We start from the raw sequence: 18,716 nt of genomic DNA, 5'->3' as shown, positions 1-18,716 counted from the left end.
CCGGAGAGAAATATCCGTGCATCCTACCTGAAAACCATTTACAAAGATACGAGAATTCGATTTGCCCTCCTTACCTCCCTGAAAATCCATACCAGGACAAAGCCCTGCGCTGCAACATTTTTTCCGGAAAGTAAAAATCCTTATTTTTGCAACGGAGCTCTCCGCAAAAAATGATGACCACCTTGCCTAACATAAAGCAGGTTTACCTCAACATCAAGCGCCGCGACGGATACCAGCGCTAAGCATCCTGAAGCCCTCCAGGCTTTTAGGTTTTTTTTATTTGCTTTTGATTTCATCATTCAAAAAAATTCTATCATGGAATTACCTTTTGCAGAACCCTATAAGATTAAAGTTGTTGAACCCATCAAGCGCAGCACCCGCCCTGAGCGGGAAGATTGGATCCGTCAGGCCCGATACAACCTGTTTAACCTGCGCAGCGACCAGGTTTTCATCGACCTGCTGACCGATTCAGGCACAGGCGCCATGAGCCATATGCAGTGGTCGGAGATCATGCTGGGCGATGAAAGTTATGCAGGCTCCCTGTCGTATTTCAAGTTGAAGGACACCATCGAGTCTTTGTTGGGGATGCCTTATTTCCTGCCCACTCACCAAGGGCGTGCGGCTGAAAATGTATTGTTCTCGGCCATGATCAAATCAGGCGATCTGGTGCCCGGCAATGCCCATTTCGACACCACCAAAGGCCATATCGAATTTCGTCAGGCCATTGCGGTCGACTGCACCATTGACGAAGCCCAGGACACCACCCTTATCCATCCCTTTAAGGGAAACATTGACCTGGAAAAACTGGAAAAGGTTTTTAAAAAAAACCCCGGGGAAAAAATCCCTCTTTGCCTGATCACCGTGACCTGCAATACCTCAGGCGGTCAGCCCGTAAGCATGGAAAACATCCGCGAGGTGTCGGCCCTTTGTCGCCGCTACGGGATCCCTGTTTTCTTTGATGCGGCCCGCTTTGCTGAGAATGCCTATTTCATCAAGGTCCGCGAAAAAGGTTATGAAAACAAAACCATCCGTGAAATCGTGGGCGAAATGTTCTCATATGTGGATGGCGCCACCATGAGCAGCAAGAAAGACGCCATCGTCAATATTGGGGGCTTTATCGCCCTGCGCGACAAGGCTTTGTTCGACAAGGCCAGCACCTTCAACATTATGTTTGAAGGCTACCTGACCTATGGCGGACTGGCGGGCCGTGACCTGGGCGCCCTGGCACAAGGCCTGAAGGAAGGCACCGAATTCGATTACCTCGAATCACGCATTGGACAGGTGGCCTACCTGGGCCAAAAGCTCATGGAATATGGCATCCCCATCCAGCAGCCCACAGGTGGCCATGCCGTGTTTGTTGACGCCATGAAGTTCCTGCCCCACGTGGCCCGCGAAGAGTTCCAGGCGCAAACCCTGGCCGTGGAGCTTTATCTGGAAGGAGGCGTCCGTGGCGTTGAAATCGGCACCCTGATGGCCGACCGCGACCCCGTGACCCGCGAAAACCGTTTCCCGGCGCTCGAACTGCTCAGGCTGGCCATCCCCCGCAGGGCCTATACCAATAACCACATGGAGTATGTGGCTGCCTGCCTGAAAAACATCTACGACCGCCGCGACAGCATCCGTAAGGGCTATCGCATCGTTTCGGAGGCCCCCATTATGCGCCACTTCACCGTTGGTCTGGAAAAAGCTTAATCCCGGATCAGAAAAATAACCAGCCAGGGTTCAGCCTTTGCCGGTTTAACGCTAAAAAAGGCCTTCCTCTGCTGAAAAAGGCCTTTTTTTATTTCATAAGCCCGGCTCTTCACTTTTTTTGGGACTATTTCCCGTGAAAACCCCTGAAGCAACGCATTAACCAAATCACTGGCAAATTGATCCACTTATTCAGCCATAAGGTATTGATTTAAAATTCTTTAATAGTTCAGCTTGTGCTATCTTGATCCAGAAAAAGCCTTAATAAATTCAGACTATATTCGGGGTTAATACGGAGTTAATACGGAGTTAATACGGTTTAAACCGTATTAACTCCGTATTAACTATGAAGGAAACATGTCAATGCTGGGAAAAAGTCATTTCCCCTGAAAAGCAAAAAAGCCATCAAAACAAAGACCGGAAAAATTTGTTTTGATTAGACGAAGAACAAAAGTTTCAGTAATAAATAATCGTCAAGCCTATGAATACTGATCGAAAAGACGGGCGTTACCAGCGTTTGTACGAGCAATTGCAGGGCTTGCTTGCTAAGCCAGGAAACCGCCTCTCGCGAATGGCTACCCTTGCTGCCTTGCTGAGCCATAAGATGGATCACTTTTTCTGGACAGGTTTTTACCTGCTCGATGAGGGTAAGCTTATCGTGGGGCCCTACCAGGGTCCGGTAGCCTGCCAGTTACTGGCCAAGGATACTGGGGTTTGCTGGGCAGGCATCAACCAGGGGCAGAGCATCATCGTGCCCGACGTGCACCAGTTTCCGGGGCACATTGCCTGCGACAGCCGTTCGAACAGCGAGATTGTGGTCCCGGTATACCGCGCCGATGGCACCATTGAAGGCGTGCTCGATGTTGACAGCCGTGATTTCAACGCTTTTGACGAGACCGATCGGATATGGCTGGAAAAAATGGTAAGTTTGCTCTGAGAAACCATTTAATCATATTGTTTTGGACCTGCTAATTCTTTTTATCATAGCCCTGGGGCTGGCCATGAACTGTTTCGGGCTGGCTATAGCCAACAGTTCAATATCGGGTCAGGTGCTGCCCGGTGTGCCCTTAAGGACATCCCTGGCCTTTGCCCTGAGCCATTTCATCCTCAGCTATGCAGGGTTTTACCTTGGGAAATGGGCACATTACACCGTAGCGGGAATAGAAGGCTGGTCTTCGTTCATCATCCTGATGATCATCGGGGTAAAAATGATCATGGAGGCGATGCGTAAACGGCCTGAGACCAAGGTGTTCGACATTAACAACCGGCGAGTGATCTTTGCCCTGTCGGTGGCTTCAGGCATGAATGCTTTATTGGCAGGCCTGGTGCTGGGCATCATGTCGGCCCCCATCTTCAAGGCAGCCGCACTGGTTGCCATTACCGTGTTTTTCTTCACCTTCTTTGGGATGGTCCGCGGCCATCAGATGGGCATGCCCTTTGCCAAACGCGTCACCATCTTTGGCGGGGCATTCCTCATCATTGCAGGATTCAGGTTTCTGATGGAGTTCATCTTTTAGATTACACGGATTTTTACGGATTCCACGGATTAAGCCCTGGTTTGTCTTCCCCGAAAAGGGAAAACCTGATGGTATTTCATAAATCCAGGGAAATAGATTATTCTAATAGATTGTCGCTTGTCAAAGCGTATTATTTTTCCCTTTCGGAAAGAAAATAATCCTGATCCAAAAAGGATTATAGAAAAATCATAAATCAAAATTCGTTAATCGTTATTCATAAATCAAAAAGTAATTTTCTAAGCCCCAAACCCCCTATCCCAAGCCATTGGTTCTCTCACTTCTCATCTCTACTCCACCATCAGGTTGCATCCACGGATGTCGCTGTGGTCGAAGCGGCCGAGCACCTCAAAGGAGCCGCCGGGGTGAATTTTTCCCAAATCCTGGGTGGCGAGGAAACTGCAGGTATAGAAATTAGCCAGGTCGATTACATTGATGCCGCCGGTGCGCCCTTCGGGCATCAGGCTCAATGGGTCGTTGGTGTCGCGGATCAGCACCTTCATCCAGGGTGGGCATTCAAAAAGTCCGTCACCAGTGGAATATGCCTGTGAAAACAATTCCGTCATCCCATATTCGGAATGGATGGCGCTGACGCCAAAAGCCTCTTTCAATATCTGGTGAAGTTCTTCGCGTACCAATTCTTTACGCCGGCCTTTCATCCCCCCGGTTTCCATGATAATGGCCTTGGGGACTGGCATCGGGTAATGTTCGGCCAGGTCGAGCAAGGCAAAGGTGACGCCCAGCAGCAGGATGCGGTGGCCCTTGTTGTAAAGCCACTGCAGCTTTTCGGCCAGCATGTTCAGATGATGAAGATAAAATCCGCTATGGGGGTTACCGCTTAATTCGATGAGGCGGTCGGCCATATACACCAGCGACGAACCACTGCGTTCCAGATAGCCAGGGAGAAGGGCCAGGATGCAATAATCGGAAGGCTCGCCATAAACTCGCCTGAACCCCCGCAGGAAGCTTTCCTCATAAACCCCGGTATCGAACACATAATGCCTGGAGGGAATGCTCCCGGTGGTTCCCGAGCTTACAAAGAGATGTTCTTCATTGTCCACGAAAGAAACCACGCGGTGCTTTTGAAAGAACGACACCGGGAGGAAAGGAATGTCTGCCAGGGCTTTGACTTCCGTGGGTTCAGTGCGCAGGGCATCGCAGAAGTCGCGATACACCTCATTATGAAAATACTGATGGCGAAAGACGTCCAGGGCCAGGGCTTCGAAGTCACCCTTTTCACCCAGGGAAAAAATACTTTCAATCAGGGAGGCGTAGCTCATATGAAATGATTATAAGGATAAAGGTAAGAAAAAAGGATATTAAAAAAATGGTGAAAATCAAAGCCTGGGGAGCGAGCAATTAAATCATTAAATTTGCAGCTGTCCCCCGCCAGAAAAGAAAAGAATTATGAACGTCAACCTCGACCCCGATGGGAGTCATTTAACGCCTGCTGAAAAGGAATTTGAGAATGCCCTTCGACCGGGGAGTTTTTCAAGTTTTACGGGTCAGCACGGGGTGGTAGAGAACCTGAAGGTATTTGTTGGCGCTGCCCGAAAGCGCGAAGAGGCCCTCGACCATGTGTTGCTGCACGGCCCTCCCGGCCTGGGAAAGACTACACTTGCCCACATCATTGCCAACGAAATGGGAGTAGGCATTAAGGTTACCTCGGGTCCGGTGCTTGACAAGCCGGGCGATCTGGCAGGCTTGCTGACCAATCTCGAACCCCATGACGTGCTGTTCATTGATGAGATCCACCGCCTGAGTTCGGTGGTGGAAGAGTACCTCTACTCAGCAATGGAAGATTTTAAGATTGACATCATGATCGAAACGGGGCCCAACGCCCGGAGCGTGCAGATCAATCTGAATCCTTTTACACTGATTGGCGCCACTACGCGTTCGGGGCTGCTGACATCGCCTCTGCGAGCCCGTTTTGGCATCAATTCGCGCTTGAATTATTATGATGCCAAGTTGCTGACCCATATCGTCAAGCGTTCGGCAGGTATCCTGCGGGTAGCCATCACCGATGATGCAGCCCGCGAAATTGCTGGACGCAGCCGCGGCACCCCCCGTATTGCCAACGCCCTCTTGCGAAGGGTACGTGACTTCGCCCAGGTAAAAGGCAACGGCAGCATCGATATGGAGATATCCCTTTATGGCCTGAATGCCCTCAATGTAGACAAATACGGCCTGGACGAAATGGACAATAAAATCCTGACCACCATAATCGACAAGTTTAAGGGGGGACCGGTGGGCCTGAACAACGTGGCCACTGCCGTGGGCGAAGATGCAGGCACGATAGAAGAAGTGTATGAGCCTTACCTGATCCAGGAAGGTTACATCATGCGCACGCCGCGCGGGCGTGAGGCCACTGCCCTTGCTTATCAGCACCTTGGACGTGTAAAATCCATGGGCTCAGGCACATTGTTCGACTAAGCAGCCCCCCGATGGAAGGCTACTCACCAAAGGATAACGCCGAATTTTTAAAACAGGAAGCCCTGAAGCTGGGTTTCTCGGCCTGCGGCATTGCAAGTGCAGAAAAGTTCCGGGAGCACAAACAGCCCCTGAAAAGCTGGCTTTCGGAAGGGATGCACGGGGCTATGGGTTATATGGAAAACCACCTTGAAAAACGCCTGGACCCCCGCCTGCTGGTGCCGGGCGCCCGTTCGGTAGTCGTGGTGGCTTTGAATTATTTTCCACCGGCATTCCAACATCCCGAATCCCCCTATATCGTTTCCAAATATGCCTACGGGAAGGACTATCATTTCATTCTGAAGGAAAAACTGCAGCAGCTTTTGGAAATATTGAAAAAAAGAGAGCCTGCTCACCAGGGAAGGGTGTTCACCGACAGTGCACCGGTGCTGGAACGTGGCTGGGCCGTTAAGGCAGGATTGGGCTGGACTGGAAAGAATGGCTGCCTGATCATTCCCCGCAAGGGCAGCTTTTTCTTTTTGGGCGAACTGATCACCAATATTGAATTGCAACCCGACATTCCTTTCGAAAAGGACCTTTGCGGTAATTGTACCCTTTGTATGGAAGCCTGTCCTACCGGGGCATTGATATCTCCCGGAAAGCTGGATGCCAGGAAATGTATTTCTTACCTCACCATTGAATTAAAAAGCCCTGTACCGGAACCTTTCAGGGGTAAAATGAAGGGCAGGATCTTTGGATGCGATATTTGCCAGGATGTTTGTCCGCACAATCGCTTTGCAGTGCCAACAGACGAGACTGGCTTCCTGCCCCTGGAGCCCATCCGCAACTGGAAAGCCGAACAATGGGAAAACATGGAGCCTGTTACTTTTAACCAAATGGTAAAGAAAGCTGCATCCCCAATGGGGCGGGTGACTTATTCAAAAATAATGGATAACATTTCGGCGGCAGGAACCCCCGAAAGGGACTGATCAAAATGTTTCAATCAGGATTTTACCGGCTTCAGGTATGCCATGAGCATATCGGGGATGCGTTTTTTGCGCTCCTCGAGGAAGGCCCTGTATTCAGCTTCGCCGAAACCCGTCTTGTCCTTGATCAGTGCCTTAATGGCAAAGGGAAAGGTAATCAGCGAAAGCATATCGATAAAAAGCTGAGTAGGATTGGTAGGTATGATGTTGCCTTTTGCGCTTTCATCGAATATCTGCTTGGCGAACCTGGGACTGCTGTAAAGGCTGGTAATGGCATTCATCTGAGTTATGCGCTCCTGGCTGCGGTGCACGATGGACATAACAAAAGATACCAGCAGCGGGTTTTCGATGAGCATATCGATGTAGGCTTCCACGTATTTCCTGATCTTTTCTTCCAGCTCGAGTTCGCTGTCCATGATCTTGATCATTTTCCGGGTGTTTTTCTTCACCAGCATGGAGAAAATGGCATCGAAGAGGTTTTCCTTCGACCGGAAGTAATAATTCATCAGGGCCAGGTTGATGCCAGCCTTATTGGCAATATCGCGTACGGAAGTGCGATCGACGCCTTTTTCCAGAAACAACTCGGTAGCTGCTTCGAAGATCTTTTGTTCGGTATTTCTGCTCTTGGCCATGGCAATTAAGTTTTCCGTGCCAAAAGTAAAAAAATAGACGTTTTAAACAAAGTTTAAAACCCATTTCAGGATTAAAAAAATGTTAAAAAAATCGTTGAGGGACAAAAGGGTTCAATTTTCAGTAAATTTAAGGTCGTCAAAACATTGCAAATGGCTTTATCCTGTTTTTTAAACAAGCACCGCCTGGTCCTTTTGAGCCTGTCTACCGGCTTATTATTATCGGCCAGCTGGCCAGCCAGGGGCCTTCCCCTAATGGCTTTTGTAGCCTTTATCCCTTTGTTGTTTGTGGAAGAACTTTTGTTTACAGAGCGTTCACGCCACCGCAGCATTGGGTTCTTCCTGTATGCCTGGCTTGCGTTTTTTGTCTGGAACCTTTTCACCACCTGGTGGATAATGTTTGCCACTATTCCCGGAATGATCACGGCAGTGGTCCTCAATTCGTTTTTCATGGCTATCCCATGGTGGCTGATGCACGCCTGGCGGCGAATGCATTCAGGACGGCAGGGCGTTTTGCCCGTGGTGGTTTTCTGGCTTACCTTCGAATACCTACATGCGAAGTGGGAATTGAGCTGGAGCTGGCTTGACCTTGGGAATGTGTTTGCTTCCTGGCCTCGCTGGGTGCAGTGGTATGAATATACCGGGACAGCAGGTGGGGCCATTTGGGTTTTACTGGCCAACATCCTCCTGTTTATGCTGATCAAAGAATTGCTTAAGGCCGACCGGGTGCCCAAACGGGTGCGGTGGTTTTCATTACTGACGGGGCTTTTGCTTGGGTTACCGCTAGTGCTTTCACTGGTCATTTTTTCGCGTTATACTGAGAAAAAAGATCCGGTTGAGGTCGTCATCATTCAGCCCTCTGAAGACCCATACCAGGATGCGGAAACGGCAGAAGAAGCAACCGCACGAACCTCGAAGATGATCGGCCTGGCGCAACAAAAGGTAACGTCCAAAACCCGTTTTGTGGCAGCTCCGGAAGCAGCCCTACCCCAGGGAGTCTGGCTCCACCAGCAGTCATTGAACCCCAACCTAATGCAGATTCGAAGATTTTTGTTTCAGCATCCCAAACTGAGCTGGGTTACAGGCAGTTCGACCTATGCCCTGTATGCCAATGAAAGCAAGGTTACTGTTACGGCCCGGCCACTGCGAGACAGCGGAAACTTTTACGATGCCTTCAACTCGGGCCTCATGATTGGCCCCGGGGAGACTTTTGACTTCTACCACAAGTCGAAGCTGGTCCCCGGCATAGAGCGCATGCCATTCTACCGGGCGCTGAAGCCTGTGGGTAAGCTGGTATCGTCCCTGGGAGGTACATCAGGCAGTCTGGGCACCCAGAAACACCGCAGCGTATTCCAGACCCAGGAAGGCGAGCCCGTTATCGCACCGGTGATCTGTTATGAATCCATTTACGGGGATTATATGACAGAATACATTCGCCGAGGAGCTACGCTGATATTTGTACTTACCAATGATGGCTGGTGGCGAAATACCCCTGGACACCGGCAGCATCATGAATATGCGCGCCTGCGAGCCATTGAAATGCGACGGCCCATCGTCAGGGCAGCCAGTACCGGGTTCTCATCCTTTATTGACCAAAAAGGGCAGGTGTTGCAAAAAACGGGATGGTGGGAAACAACAGCATTGCGCGAAACCGTTAACCAGAACCGGAAGCTGACTTATTTTGCCCTCCAGGGAAATGTGGCCGGGAAGATCTCGATGTTTTTGAGTGTATTGCTTTTGCTTGCGATGGCTTCACGAAAATGGATCAACCGCAAGGAGAAACCGGTTGCTAAGAACAAGCGATTTAACTAAGCTTTTTCTCTTCAATGCAGGCCATTCCCAGCTTAGCCCTTATTGAGAATATGCTTAATATTTCCTGAGAAAAAAGGTCCCTTTTAAAGGGCTTCAGGAAATTTTTTATAAAATCCGGCCGTATTCTGTGCGGCTTCTTTAACAGGCCTGAAAGTAAAACCAAGGGCCTTTTTTATCTTTTCACTCGAAAAGAACCTGACATTGTTGGCATTACGGGCTGTTTCCCGGGTAATCAGGGGCTTTTTTCCCGTAATCAAACTACGCAGTTTTTCCAGGCGCCAGGCCATCTCGCTTAAGAAGGGTCCTGCAAAGTATTTGGGTGGTTCAACGCCAGCAAATTCGGCAAAATAGTCAAACACCTGACGATACTGAATGTTTTCGCTGCTCATAATAAAGCGTTCATTGATCACCGGGCTTTCATAGAGGAGCTTCATGGCAAGGGCCACATCGCGGGCATCGATGAAACCGGTAATACCTTTGGTGTAGAACTTCAGGCCATTTTTAACCGACTGGTAAAGCTGTGAACTGGAGCGGGCTGTATCGCCGGGGCCAATGATAATGGAAGGATTCACCATCACCACGGAAAGCCCTTCTTCCGAGCCTCGCCAAACTTCGCGTTCAGCACCAAATTTACTTATAGCATACCAGGAATTTGAGGGGGAGGTTTTCCAAACCAGGGATTCGGTGGCAGGCTGCCCGGGTTCGGGCTGGCCAATGGTAGAAACACTGCTGCAATGGCAAAATTTTTCAACGCCCTCCACCAGGGCAGCGTTTACCAGGTTGGCGGTACCTTCCACATTGACCTTCATCATTCGTTCACGGTCGGCCGGAAGGAAGGAAACCATTGCTGCGCAATGGAAGACAGCCTTGACGCCCCGGATGGCTTCCTGAAGCGAGGGCATATCAATGACATCGGCTTCCACCCAGTCAATTTGATCAAAAAGCATCTTGCCCTTGTCAGCATCATACCATTCAAACAGTTTCTTCACCAGGTCGAGCTGGCTGTTTTTCCTTCGGGTGGCCCTGACCCGATAGCCTGATTTAATAAGTTCGAAAAGCATGTGAGAGCCTACCAGTCCGGTTCCCCCGGTCACTAAGATCATACGCTGAGCAGATTTTTTACATTTTAATTCCATCCAATAAACACCCGGGAAGCTGCAATGTTCTTTTCTTAAACGAAATTGTGATGAATAGACTTTTGCTAATTGCAAAGGAAATGCTTTTCGGGCAAAGAAATAAAATAGTCCTGAAAGTTTTCGTTATCTCCCTGGGGCTGGTTTAAAAATGCGCAGGTCAGTGCGATAAATCTAAAAAGGTCAGTAAAATTATTCAGGCATAATGACTAATTTTGACATTCATTTTTTGGATCAAAAGTTTGTTAATCAGAAAATAAAAAAGGTTTTCATGAATTTTGTTGAAGAACTGCGCTGGCGAGGGATGATTCACGATATCATGCCCGGTACGGAAGAGCAATTACAAAAAGAAATGACAACAGCTTATGTGGGCATTGATCCTACGGCTGACTCATTGCATATAGGCCACCTGGTGAGTATCATGATGCTGAAACATCTGCAGCTGGCCGGACACAAACCCCTAGCCCTGGTAGGAGGTGCCACTGGCATGATCGGTGATCCCAGCGGAAAAAGTGAAGAACGCAACCTGCTGTCAGAAGAAGTGTTGCGTAAAAATGAAGCAGCCATAAAAAAACAACTGCTGAAGTTCCTCGATTTTGAACATGGAGAGAACAAGGCAGAAATCGTCGACAACTACGACTGGATGAAGGAATTCAGTTTTCTCGGTTTTCTGAGGGATGTGGGCAAACACCTGACAGTAAATTATATGATGGCTAAGGATTCAGTGAAAAAGCGCCTTGATACAGGACTTTCATTCACTGAGTTCACTTACCAACTGGTGCAGGGTTATGACTTCCTTCACCTATATAACACCAAAAACTGCAAGCTTCAGATGGGGGGTTCAGACCAGTGGGGAAATATCACCACCGGCACTGAGCTGATCCGCCGTAAGACAGGTGGTGAAGCCTTTGCGCTGACCTGCCCATTGATCACCAAGGCGGATGGGGGAAAATTTGGCAAAACCGAACAAGGCAATGTATGGCTTGACGCCCGGTACACCTCGCCCTACCACTTTTACCAGTTCTGGCTGAACTGCTCGGATGAAGACACTGAAAGATATATCAAGATCTTCAGCCTGCTGAGCCGGGAAGAAATTGAAGCCCTGATTGCAGCGCAAAGACAGGCCCCTCATCAAAGAGTGCTTCAGAAAGCCCTTGCCCGCGACATTACCATCCGGGTGCATGGAGAAGAAGAATACAACACAGCCATCGAAGCCTCGGATATCCTGTTTGGAAAAGGAACGACAGAAACACTGAAGAAACTGCCCGAGCAGGTGTTGCTGGATGTATTTGAAGGGGTTCCGATGTTTGAAGTAAGCAAAACCGAGATAGAAGCCGGAATCAACATTGTGGACTTCCTGGCTGGGGTTACTTCCATCACCCAGTCGAAAAGCGAGGCACGCCGCATGCTGAAAGAAGGCAGCATCAGCATTAACAAGGAAAAGGTAGACGATGAATTGATTGTGAGCAGCAATCACCTGATCAACAATCATCACATCCTGGTGCAACGGGGGAAGAAAAACTACTTCCTGGTGCAGGCAAAATAAATGCAATTCAAAAAACAACGGACATGAAGAAACCCATTTGGCTTCTCACAGCGCTGGTATTACTGGCTATGGCAGCCTGCCAGACAAAACCAGTGAAGATCTTCCCGGAAAGGCACGATATCTATGGCCTGGCATCCCCAATCCGCTTGGATGGGGATACGACCCAAATCTTTCTACAGGATTTTTTTCTTGATGGGTCGCTGAATGCCATAGATTCCGTTACAGGAATTCCGGGGCTCAGCTATCAGTTATCGGGAAATAAACAAATTCTTGATATCATCCTGAAGGAAAAGGAGATCCCATTTCTTTCGGAGATGAAGGTATGGCTGGGGCCGGATGCTTTTAGTTTTTTTGTTGAACGCAGTCAGAAACAGCGCCATCAGTTTGTTTTCGATCCACAAGGCACGCGTTACAGCTCGGTAAGCATTCGCGGTGACATGACCAGCTGGATGGAATTGCCCTTAAATCTGATTGACGGGAAGTGGCAGGTAAGGCTTGATCTCAATCCCGGGTCTTATCACTATCTTCTGGTTGCCAATGGAAAGGATATGACCGATCCCACCAACCCTGTGCTGATTGATAACAATGCCGGAGGGCATAATTCGGTGTTAAGCATCTCTGGTTTTAACCGCCAGCAGACTCCTCACTTTTATACCGAATCCTTTGCCGGGAATGACCTGGTCTTAGGCGTCAATAACCAGGCAGATGAGATCTTCGTTTTTTGGGAAAATTTCAGGCTTCCCATTCAACATGTCTCGCGGCACGAAAATCACCTCCATGTTAATATTCCGGGTGACGCTTCCGAAAAGGAACGCAGTTTCCTTCGTATCAGGGGTTACAACCAGGCAGGTCCCTCAAACGACCTGCTGATTCCATTGCAAAATGGAGCTCCGGTGACGGACGCAGGCACCCTTACTCGTGAAGATAAGGAAAAGACCATCCTTTATTTCATGATGGTGGATCGCTTTAACAATGGCAACACAGCCATTGATGACCCGGTTGAAGACCCGGAAGTGGACCAAAAGGCAAATTTTTACGGAGGAGACCTGGATGGCATTACCCAAAAGATCGAAGAGGGCTATTTTTCCAGCCTGGGCATCAACACCATCTGGCTTTCACCCATCACGCAGAACCCTTACGAAGCCTACCGGGAATATCCCGCCCCGCATAGGAAGTTTACAGGATACCACGGATACTGGCCTATTACCCTGACCACAGTAGATCATCGCTTTGGCGATGCGCAGGCCATGCATCGGATGGTAGAAACCGCCCACAATAGCGATATCAGCGTGATGCTTGATTTTGTTTCCAATCATGTACACCAGGAAAACCCTTTGATCAAGGAGCATCCGGAGTGGGCTACTGAACTTAATCTTCCCGATGGCAGGAGAAACCTGAGACTCTGGGACGAACAACGCCTGACCACTTGGTTTGATGAGTTCCTTCCCAGCCTCGACTATTCAAATCCTGAGGTGGTAAAGGTGATGACCGACAGCGCCTTTTTCTGGATTGAAGAATTTAAGTTGGATGGGTTCAGGCACGATGCCACCAAACACATCCCACAAGAATTCTGGCGCGCCCTTACCCGAAAACTGAAAGAAGACCATATGGCTCCCAAGGGACAGCGGTTGTTCCAAATCGGTGAGACTTTTGGCAACCGGGAACTTATCGGCAGTTATGTGGGCAGTGGATTGCTTGACGGGCAATTCGACTTTAATTTGTATTTTGATGCCCGTTCGGCTTTTGCCATTGATAAGGTTTCCTTTAAGATGCTTGATTTTTCCTTGCACCAGACCTTTAACCAGTATGGTTTTGTCCATCTGATGGGCAACATAACGGGTAATCACGACATGGCCCGCTTTATATCACTGGCAGGCGGAGGGCTGGGATTTGATGAAGACCAGTCTGAAGCAGGCTGGAACCGAAACGTTGGGGTGGGTGACCCTGTGGGTTATGATAAACTGGCTTCGCTGACTGCTTTTATCATGACCATCCCTGGTGTGCCCGTGATCTATTATGGTGATGAGATCGGTTTGCCAGGGGCAGGCGATCCTGACAGCAGGCGCCCCATGAAGTTTGACAACCTCAGTGATCATGAACAAAAGCTGAAGGAAAAGACCTCAAAAATGGCCAACCTGCGCAACAACTACCCGGTATTTGTCTATGGTGACTTCCAGACCTTGCTGGCCGAAGATGAGGTGTACGCCTATGCCCGCAGCTATTTCGGACAAACCGGCCTGGTGGTATTTAACAAAAGCGGTGAGGAAAAAACAATCTCCATTGCGCTTAGCCAAAGGTTGTCCGAACCCTTTTACAATGAACATTTTGGAAGTGACTTCAGCTTTAAGGATAACACCCTCACCTTAACCCTGCCGGCTAACAGTTTTGAAGTGCTGACATCTGAATATAAGCCCAAAAGTTAGGCAAGATGAAACTTAAACGACAAAAAAAGCGGATTGCCCTGGTAGCTCACGACAATCGCAAGAAGGACCTCTTGGAATGGGTCAGCTGGAACCGTAAGACCCTTTCCTCTCACCAGTTGTTTTGTACGGGGACTACCGGCCATTTTGTGGAAGAAGCCATGAAAGACCCCGTAACCGGAAAGCTTCCTGGCAGCATGAGCATCACCCGGCTAAAATCGGGTCCACTGGGCGGTGACCAGCAAATGGGCGCCCTGGTAGCAGATGGGAAAATTGATATGATGATCTTTTTCTGGGATCCCATGCAGCAACAGGCACACGATGTGGATGTCAAGGCCCTCCTGCGCATTACGGTGCTTTACAATATCCCCACAGCCTCTAACCGTTCCACGGCCGACTTCCTCATTTCTTCTGAATTCTTCAGCAAGCAATACACCCCTCGCCCAATGGATGTCGGTGATTACCTGAACCGCAGCATTGATATGGAATAACGACAATTCAACCCATCAAAAAACAAAAATTATGAAAATCATGAAGGAAAGTTTTCCCCGTTTCTTTGGAATCCTTGTTGCGGCCGGCCTGATCATTGGAATGACTGCCTGCGGACCGAGAAAAACGCAGGAAGAACAGGCTGTCATAACCGTTTCGGAAGTGAGCCATCCAGATTGGAGTAAAAATGCCAGCATATATGAAGTCAACGTCAGGCAATACACGCCCGAAGGCACCTTTAAAGCCTTTGAAGAGCACCTCGACCGATTGCAGGATCTGGGTGTCGACATCCTGTGGTTCATGCCCATTACCCCGATTGGCGAATTAAACCGCAAGGGTAGCCTGGGTAGTTATTATTCAGTGAAAAATTACACGGAGATCAACCCAGAATTTGGTACTCTTGAAGACTTTAAGCATCTGGTTGAAGAGATCCATGCACGCGATATGTACGTGATCCTTGACTGGGTGGCCAATCATACAGCCTGGGATCATCCCTGGACAGAGACTCACCCGGAGTATTACACCCGCGACGAGGAAGGCAATTTTGTCCCCCCGGTGGAAGACTGGGCCGATGTCATCGACTTGAATTACGACAACAAGGACCTCTGGGAAGCCATGACAGGCGAAATGCGCTTCTGGGTTCAAGAAATTGGGGTGGATGGCTTTCGTTGCGATGTGGCCGATATGGTGCCAACCGAATTCTGGAATCAGGCCGTTGAAGAGCTGGAGAAAATCAAGCCATTGTTTATGCTGGCCGAAGCCGAAAAACCCCACCTGCACGAAATGGCATTTGAGATGGGCTATGGCTGGACGCTTCATCATTTGATGAACAACATTGCACAGAATGAATCCGATGTTTCAGTTCTCGACAACTATTTCTTTGAGGTAAACCCCGAGGAACGTTTCCCCAAGGGTGCCTATAAAATGAATTTTATCACCAACCATGACGAGAATTCCTGGTCGGGTACCGAGTTTGACCGACTGGGCGAGGCCAAGGAAGCCTTTGCCGTGCTGACTGCTACCGTTCCGGGTATGATCTTGCTCTATACCGGCCAGGAGGCCGGATCGGACAAGATGCTTTCCTTCTTTGAAAAGGACCAGGTGGAATGGGGCCATTATGACTACCATGGCTTTTACCAAACCCTCCTTTACCTGAAAGGCCGCAACAAAGCTTTGTGGAACGGCATTTCCGGCGGGGAAATTCAACGGGTGAACACCAGCCAGGATGAGGCTATATTTGCCTTTGTGCGTGAAAAGGACAGCGACCAGGTGATGGTCGTCTTAAACCTTTCGGAAGAGCCTGCTGAGGTAATTTTAGAAGGAACGCTTTATTCCGGAACCTATACGGAAGTATTTAGCGGGGAGGTAAGGACTTTTGAGGGAAATGACACCCTATCCATGGAGCCCTGGACTTACCTGGTATTTGAAAAGTAATACCGCCACTGGGAATCCAACTTCATTCCTAAAAGGTCCTGATGGCCACTCAATAAAACGCAAAAAAAGAATTTGTGATTGAACCCAATGGATTGAATAATGTATTCAGGGTTTCATCAGAACAAACACAAAAAGCAACATCCCGGGTCAACGATCCGGGGTTCTTTTTTTACCGGAGCCTGAAGCAGGATTGAATGAAAGCCCTTGTAAAATCGAAAGTTTGGTGTTTTGCTTCCAGGAAACCCATATGTCCAACATTTCTGAGGATCAAAGAGTGTGCTTCTTCGGTCAGGGCCATCTGGACCCAAATATTCTCGAAGGGCACCCGTGAGTCCTTCTGTCCGGCAATAAACATGACGGGAAACTTGGCATTAATCAGGACATCCAACGTACTGCTTCGGCTTTTCATCCCTTCCTGGGCAGCAAGAACAGCTTTTTTAGTCATTTTTTTGGCGGCCACTATCAGGGCATCAATTTCGGGGGCAAGACGTTCGCGATTCTCAGGGGCAAATAACTCCGGGATAAAATTGAAGAGAAAAGCCTGGTGATCCTCACGAATCAATTTGATACTCTTTTCGCGGGAAGCCTTAGATTCTTCGCTGTCAGCGAGTGATGTGCTGTGGAAAAGCCCCAGTCCCCTGAACAACTTGGGATACACCCTTGCCATCGACAGGGCAATGTACCCTCCCATTGAATGGCCAATGATCACCGCCTCGTTAACATTCAGGTGATCGAGAACGAATTTTATGACCTCGCCCATTTGTTCCATGGGATGGATCTCCCCTATGCATTCGCTTTCACCATGGCCCGGCAAATCAATGGTGATGACCCGGAAGGAATCAATCAGATGTTCCACAAAAAAATCCCATACCGACGAAGATTGTGTGTAACCGTGAATGAGCACCACAGCATCTCCTGCGCCTTGATCCTTAAAGGAAACCAGCGCATCCTTATATCTCACATTCATGATAGTAAAGCAAAATTTACTGGTTACTGCAATGATTAAGACAGAATAATCAGTTTAAAGTTAAGACAAATTTTAATTTGAGCGCAAAAAAACAATGTTTTGTTTATTTTTTTTAATTTTACACCAAACCATTCATAGCAATTAAATTAACCTTAATCATTTCTTATGCTTGGAGGAGCACCTTTGAAAATCCTGGCCGTGGATGATGATCCGCAGAACTTGTTTGTGCTCAGGAAGATCCTTAAGCCTCAGCCCTATGAGCTGATCGAAGCCACTTCAGGTTTCGCTGCCCTCAAAGAAGTACAAGCCCATCATCCTGACCTGATCCTGCTCGACATCCTGATGCCTGAGATGGATGGCCTGGAGGTATGCCGGCGGCTCAAGGCTGATGCCAACACGCGCAGCATACCCATTATCTTTATCACTGCCCTGCGCGATACCGAGGAAATGGTGAAGGGATTCGAGGCAGGTGCAGTTGATTATATTACCAAACCATTCAACAAACTGGAACTCACCGCAAGGGTCAAGACCCACCTGGACCTGAAGCAGTCGACCGACATCATTTCTGAACAAAACCTGCAACTCAAGCAGGAAGTTGATCAGCGCAAGCAAACCGAAGAGAAGTTTAAGGCGCTTTCACAAGCGGCCTTCGAAGCCATTCTTTTTATTAAAAACGACCAGATCATTGAAGTGAATAACGCCAGCCTGATGGTTTTCATGCACGATCCCGAGCAGCTTCTTTTCAAGCCTGTTTCCCTGCTGGTCCCGCTGGAAGGCATCAAAGAACTGCAAAAAATCCTCCAGGGCGAAAGCTATGGTCCCTGGGAGATGGAATTCCTGCGCCAGGACGAAAGCCGCTTTGTGGGACAGGTTAAACACCAGCGCTTCATTTACCGCAATGAACAGATCAACGTCCTGGCCATCAGCGACATTACACGCTTGAAGGAACTGGAACACGAGGTTCGCAACGCCATTGTTGATACCGAAGAAAGAGAGCGCAAGCGTTTTGCCATGGATGTACACGATGGCTTGGGGGCCTTGCTGTCAACGCTGAAGATCTATGTCAGCCTCCTTCAGAAAGCCAATAAAACTGAAGAAGAACGCCAGTTTCTCCTCGATGAGATTAAGTCCAATATTGGGGAAGCAGTTTCAGCAGCCAAGCGCATTGCCAATAACCTGATGCCCAGCACCCTGAATGACTATGGTCTTTTCCCTGCCCTCGAAGTCTTTTCGCAATCGGTCATGCGGTCGGGGGCCATTACCATTCATCTGAAAGGAGACCGCAGCATGGATCGCCTCGACAAGAACCGGGAGATTAACATTTACCGCATCTGTACTGAACTGATCAACAACACCCTTAAACACGCGGGAGCTTCCAACATTTATCTTGAACTGAGCGCAGGCAAACAGAAAATGGAATTGCAATACCAGGATGATGGCCAAGGATTTGATTTTGCTGAAGCCTTGTCGGGGAACCCCGGAAGCCATGGCTTAAAAAACATCATGACGCGTATACAACTCCTGAATGGCCGCCTGATACCTGCAAAAAACAAAGAAAAGGGAGCTTCTTTTCATTTGGAGATCCCATTAAATTAACCGGCACAAGATATTCTTAAGATTTTATTATAAATTTGTTCCTTTAACAGAGACCGGTGAATTTGAATTTTCTGGCGGTTTAAAGCTAAAGA

The 18,716-nt window shown here is 48.7% G+C and carries 15 protein-coding genes; 11 read left to right on the top strand and 4 right to left on the bottom strand.

Translation table 11 applies throughout. The annotated features are described in order from the left end of the window. The first annotated feature begins 315 nt into the window (after positions 1-315). From V2I46_09340 to V2I46_09330, 3 genes are all read left to right on the top strand, one after another. Complete coding sequence (locus V2I46_09340) at positions 316-1,692, top strand: tryptophanase (GenBank protein MEE4177700.1); 1,377 nt, start codon at positions 316-318, stop codon at positions 1,690-1,692. 478 nt (positions 1,693-2,170) lie between these two features. Next, entirely contained in the window at positions 2,171-2,626 is a 456-nt protein-coding gene (locus V2I46_09335) for a GAF domain-containing protein (GenBank protein MEE4177699.1), read from the top strand. Between the two features lie 22 nt (positions 2,627-2,648). Beyond that, the gene (locus tag V2I46_09330) at positions 2,649-3,206 is read left to right on the top strand and encodes a manganese efflux pump (GenBank protein MEE4177698.1); all 558 of its coding nucleotides are present in this window, start codon (positions 2,649-2,651) and stop codon (positions 3,204-3,206) included. A 287-nt stretch (positions 3,207-3,493) separates the two neighbouring features. Here V2I46_09330 and V2I46_09325 read toward each other — a convergent pair whose 3' ends face one another. Further along, positions 3,494-4,483 carry an acyltransferase gene (locus V2I46_09325; protein MEE4177697.1) on the bottom strand — a complete coding sequence of 330 codons (990 nt, stop codon included), beginning with the start codon at positions 4,481-4,483 and terminating at the stop codon, positions 3,494-3,496. Between the two features lie 127 nt (positions 4,484-4,610). Here V2I46_09325 and ruvB point away from each other — a divergent pair, with 127 nt between their 5' ends. After that, on the top strand, positions 4,611-5,636 hold the full coding sequence (gene ruvB / locus V2I46_09320; GenBank protein MEE4177696.1) for a Holliday junction branch migration DNA helicase RuvB: 1,026 nt from the start codon (positions 4,611-4,613) through the stop codon (positions 5,634-5,636). A gap of 11 nt (positions 5,637-5,647) precedes the next feature. Next, a complete protein-coding gene (gene queG / locus V2I46_09315; GenBank protein ID MEE4177695.1) occupies positions 5,648-6,601 on the top strand; it encodes a tRNA epoxyqueuosine(34) reductase QueG in 954 nt (317 codons plus the stop codon). Between the two features lie 14 nt (positions 6,602-6,615). Here queG and V2I46_09310 read toward each other — a convergent pair whose 3' ends face one another. Continuing rightward, positions 6,616-7,230, bottom strand: coding sequence for a TetR family transcriptional regulator (locus V2I46_09310; protein ID MEE4177694.1), 615 nt, complete (start codon positions 7,228-7,230; stop codon positions 6,616-6,618). Between the two features lie 150 nt (positions 7,231-7,380). On the opposite strand from V2I46_09310, the gene lnt reads away from it, so the two are divergent. Then, positions 7,381-9,039: an apolipoprotein N-acyltransferase gene (gene lnt / locus V2I46_09305; GenBank protein MEE4177693.1), complete on the top strand. Its 1,659-nt coding sequence runs from the start codon at positions 7,381-7,383 to the stop codon at positions 9,037-9,039. 83 nt (positions 9,040-9,122) lie between these two features. On the opposite strand, the gene V2I46_09300 is transcribed toward lnt, so the two are convergent. After that, a complete protein-coding gene (locus V2I46_09300) occupies positions 9,123-10,142 on the bottom strand; it encodes an NAD-dependent epimerase/dehydratase family protein (GenBank protein ID MEE4177692.1) in 1,020 nt (339 codons plus the stop codon). A gap of 301 nt (positions 10,143-10,443) precedes the next feature. On the opposite strand from V2I46_09300, the gene tyrS reads away from it, so the two are divergent. Genes tyrS through V2I46_09280 form a run of 4 tightly spaced genes read left to right on the top strand, consistent with a single transcriptional unit; the run spans position 10,444 to position 16,061 of the window. Beyond that, the gene (tyrS, locus tag V2I46_09295) at positions 10,444-11,718 is read left to right on the top strand and encodes a tyrosine--tRNA ligase (GenBank protein ID MEE4177691.1); all 1,275 of its coding nucleotides are present in this window, start codon (positions 10,444-10,446) and stop codon (positions 11,716-11,718) included. A 23-nt stretch (positions 11,719-11,741) separates the two neighbouring features. Then, a complete protein-coding gene (locus tag V2I46_09290) occupies positions 11,742-14,141 on the top strand; it encodes an alpha-amylase family glycosyl hydrolase (GenBank protein ID MEE4177690.1) in 2,400 nt (799 codons plus the stop codon). 5 nt (positions 14,142-14,146) lie between these two features. Then, a complete protein-coding gene (locus V2I46_09285; protein MEE4177689.1) occupies positions 14,147-14,629 on the top strand; it encodes a methylglyoxal synthase in 483 nt (160 codons plus the stop codon). A 31-nt stretch (positions 14,630-14,660) separates the two neighbouring features. Next, complete coding sequence (locus V2I46_09280; GenBank protein MEE4177688.1) at positions 14,661-16,061, top strand: alpha-amylase family glycosyl hydrolase; 1,401 nt, start codon at positions 14,661-14,663, stop codon at positions 16,059-16,061. Positions 16,062-16,230: 169 nt separating this feature from the next. Here V2I46_09280 and V2I46_09275 read toward each other — a convergent pair whose 3' ends face one another. Further along, positions 16,231-17,028 carry an alpha/beta hydrolase gene (locus V2I46_09275; protein ID MEE4177687.1) on the bottom strand — a complete coding sequence of 266 codons (798 nt, stop codon included), beginning with the start codon at positions 17,026-17,028 and terminating at the stop codon, positions 16,231-16,233. Positions 17,029-17,193: 165 nt separating this feature from the next. Between V2I46_09275 and V2I46_09270 the strand changes: the two genes are divergently transcribed. Beyond that, positions 17,194-18,624 carry a response regulator gene (locus V2I46_09270; protein MEE4177686.1) on the top strand — a complete coding sequence of 477 codons (1,431 nt, stop codon included), beginning with the start codon at positions 17,194-17,196 and terminating at the stop codon, positions 18,622-18,624. Positions 18,625-18,716 lie beyond the last annotated feature (92 nt).

The organism is Bacteroides sp. (genome assembly GCA_036351255.1).
In the GTDB taxonomy this organism is placed as follows: Bacteria; Bacteroidota; Bacteroidia; order Bacteroidales; family UBA7960; genus UBA7960.
This window is presented reverse-complemented; position numbering and strand designations above follow the sequence as displayed.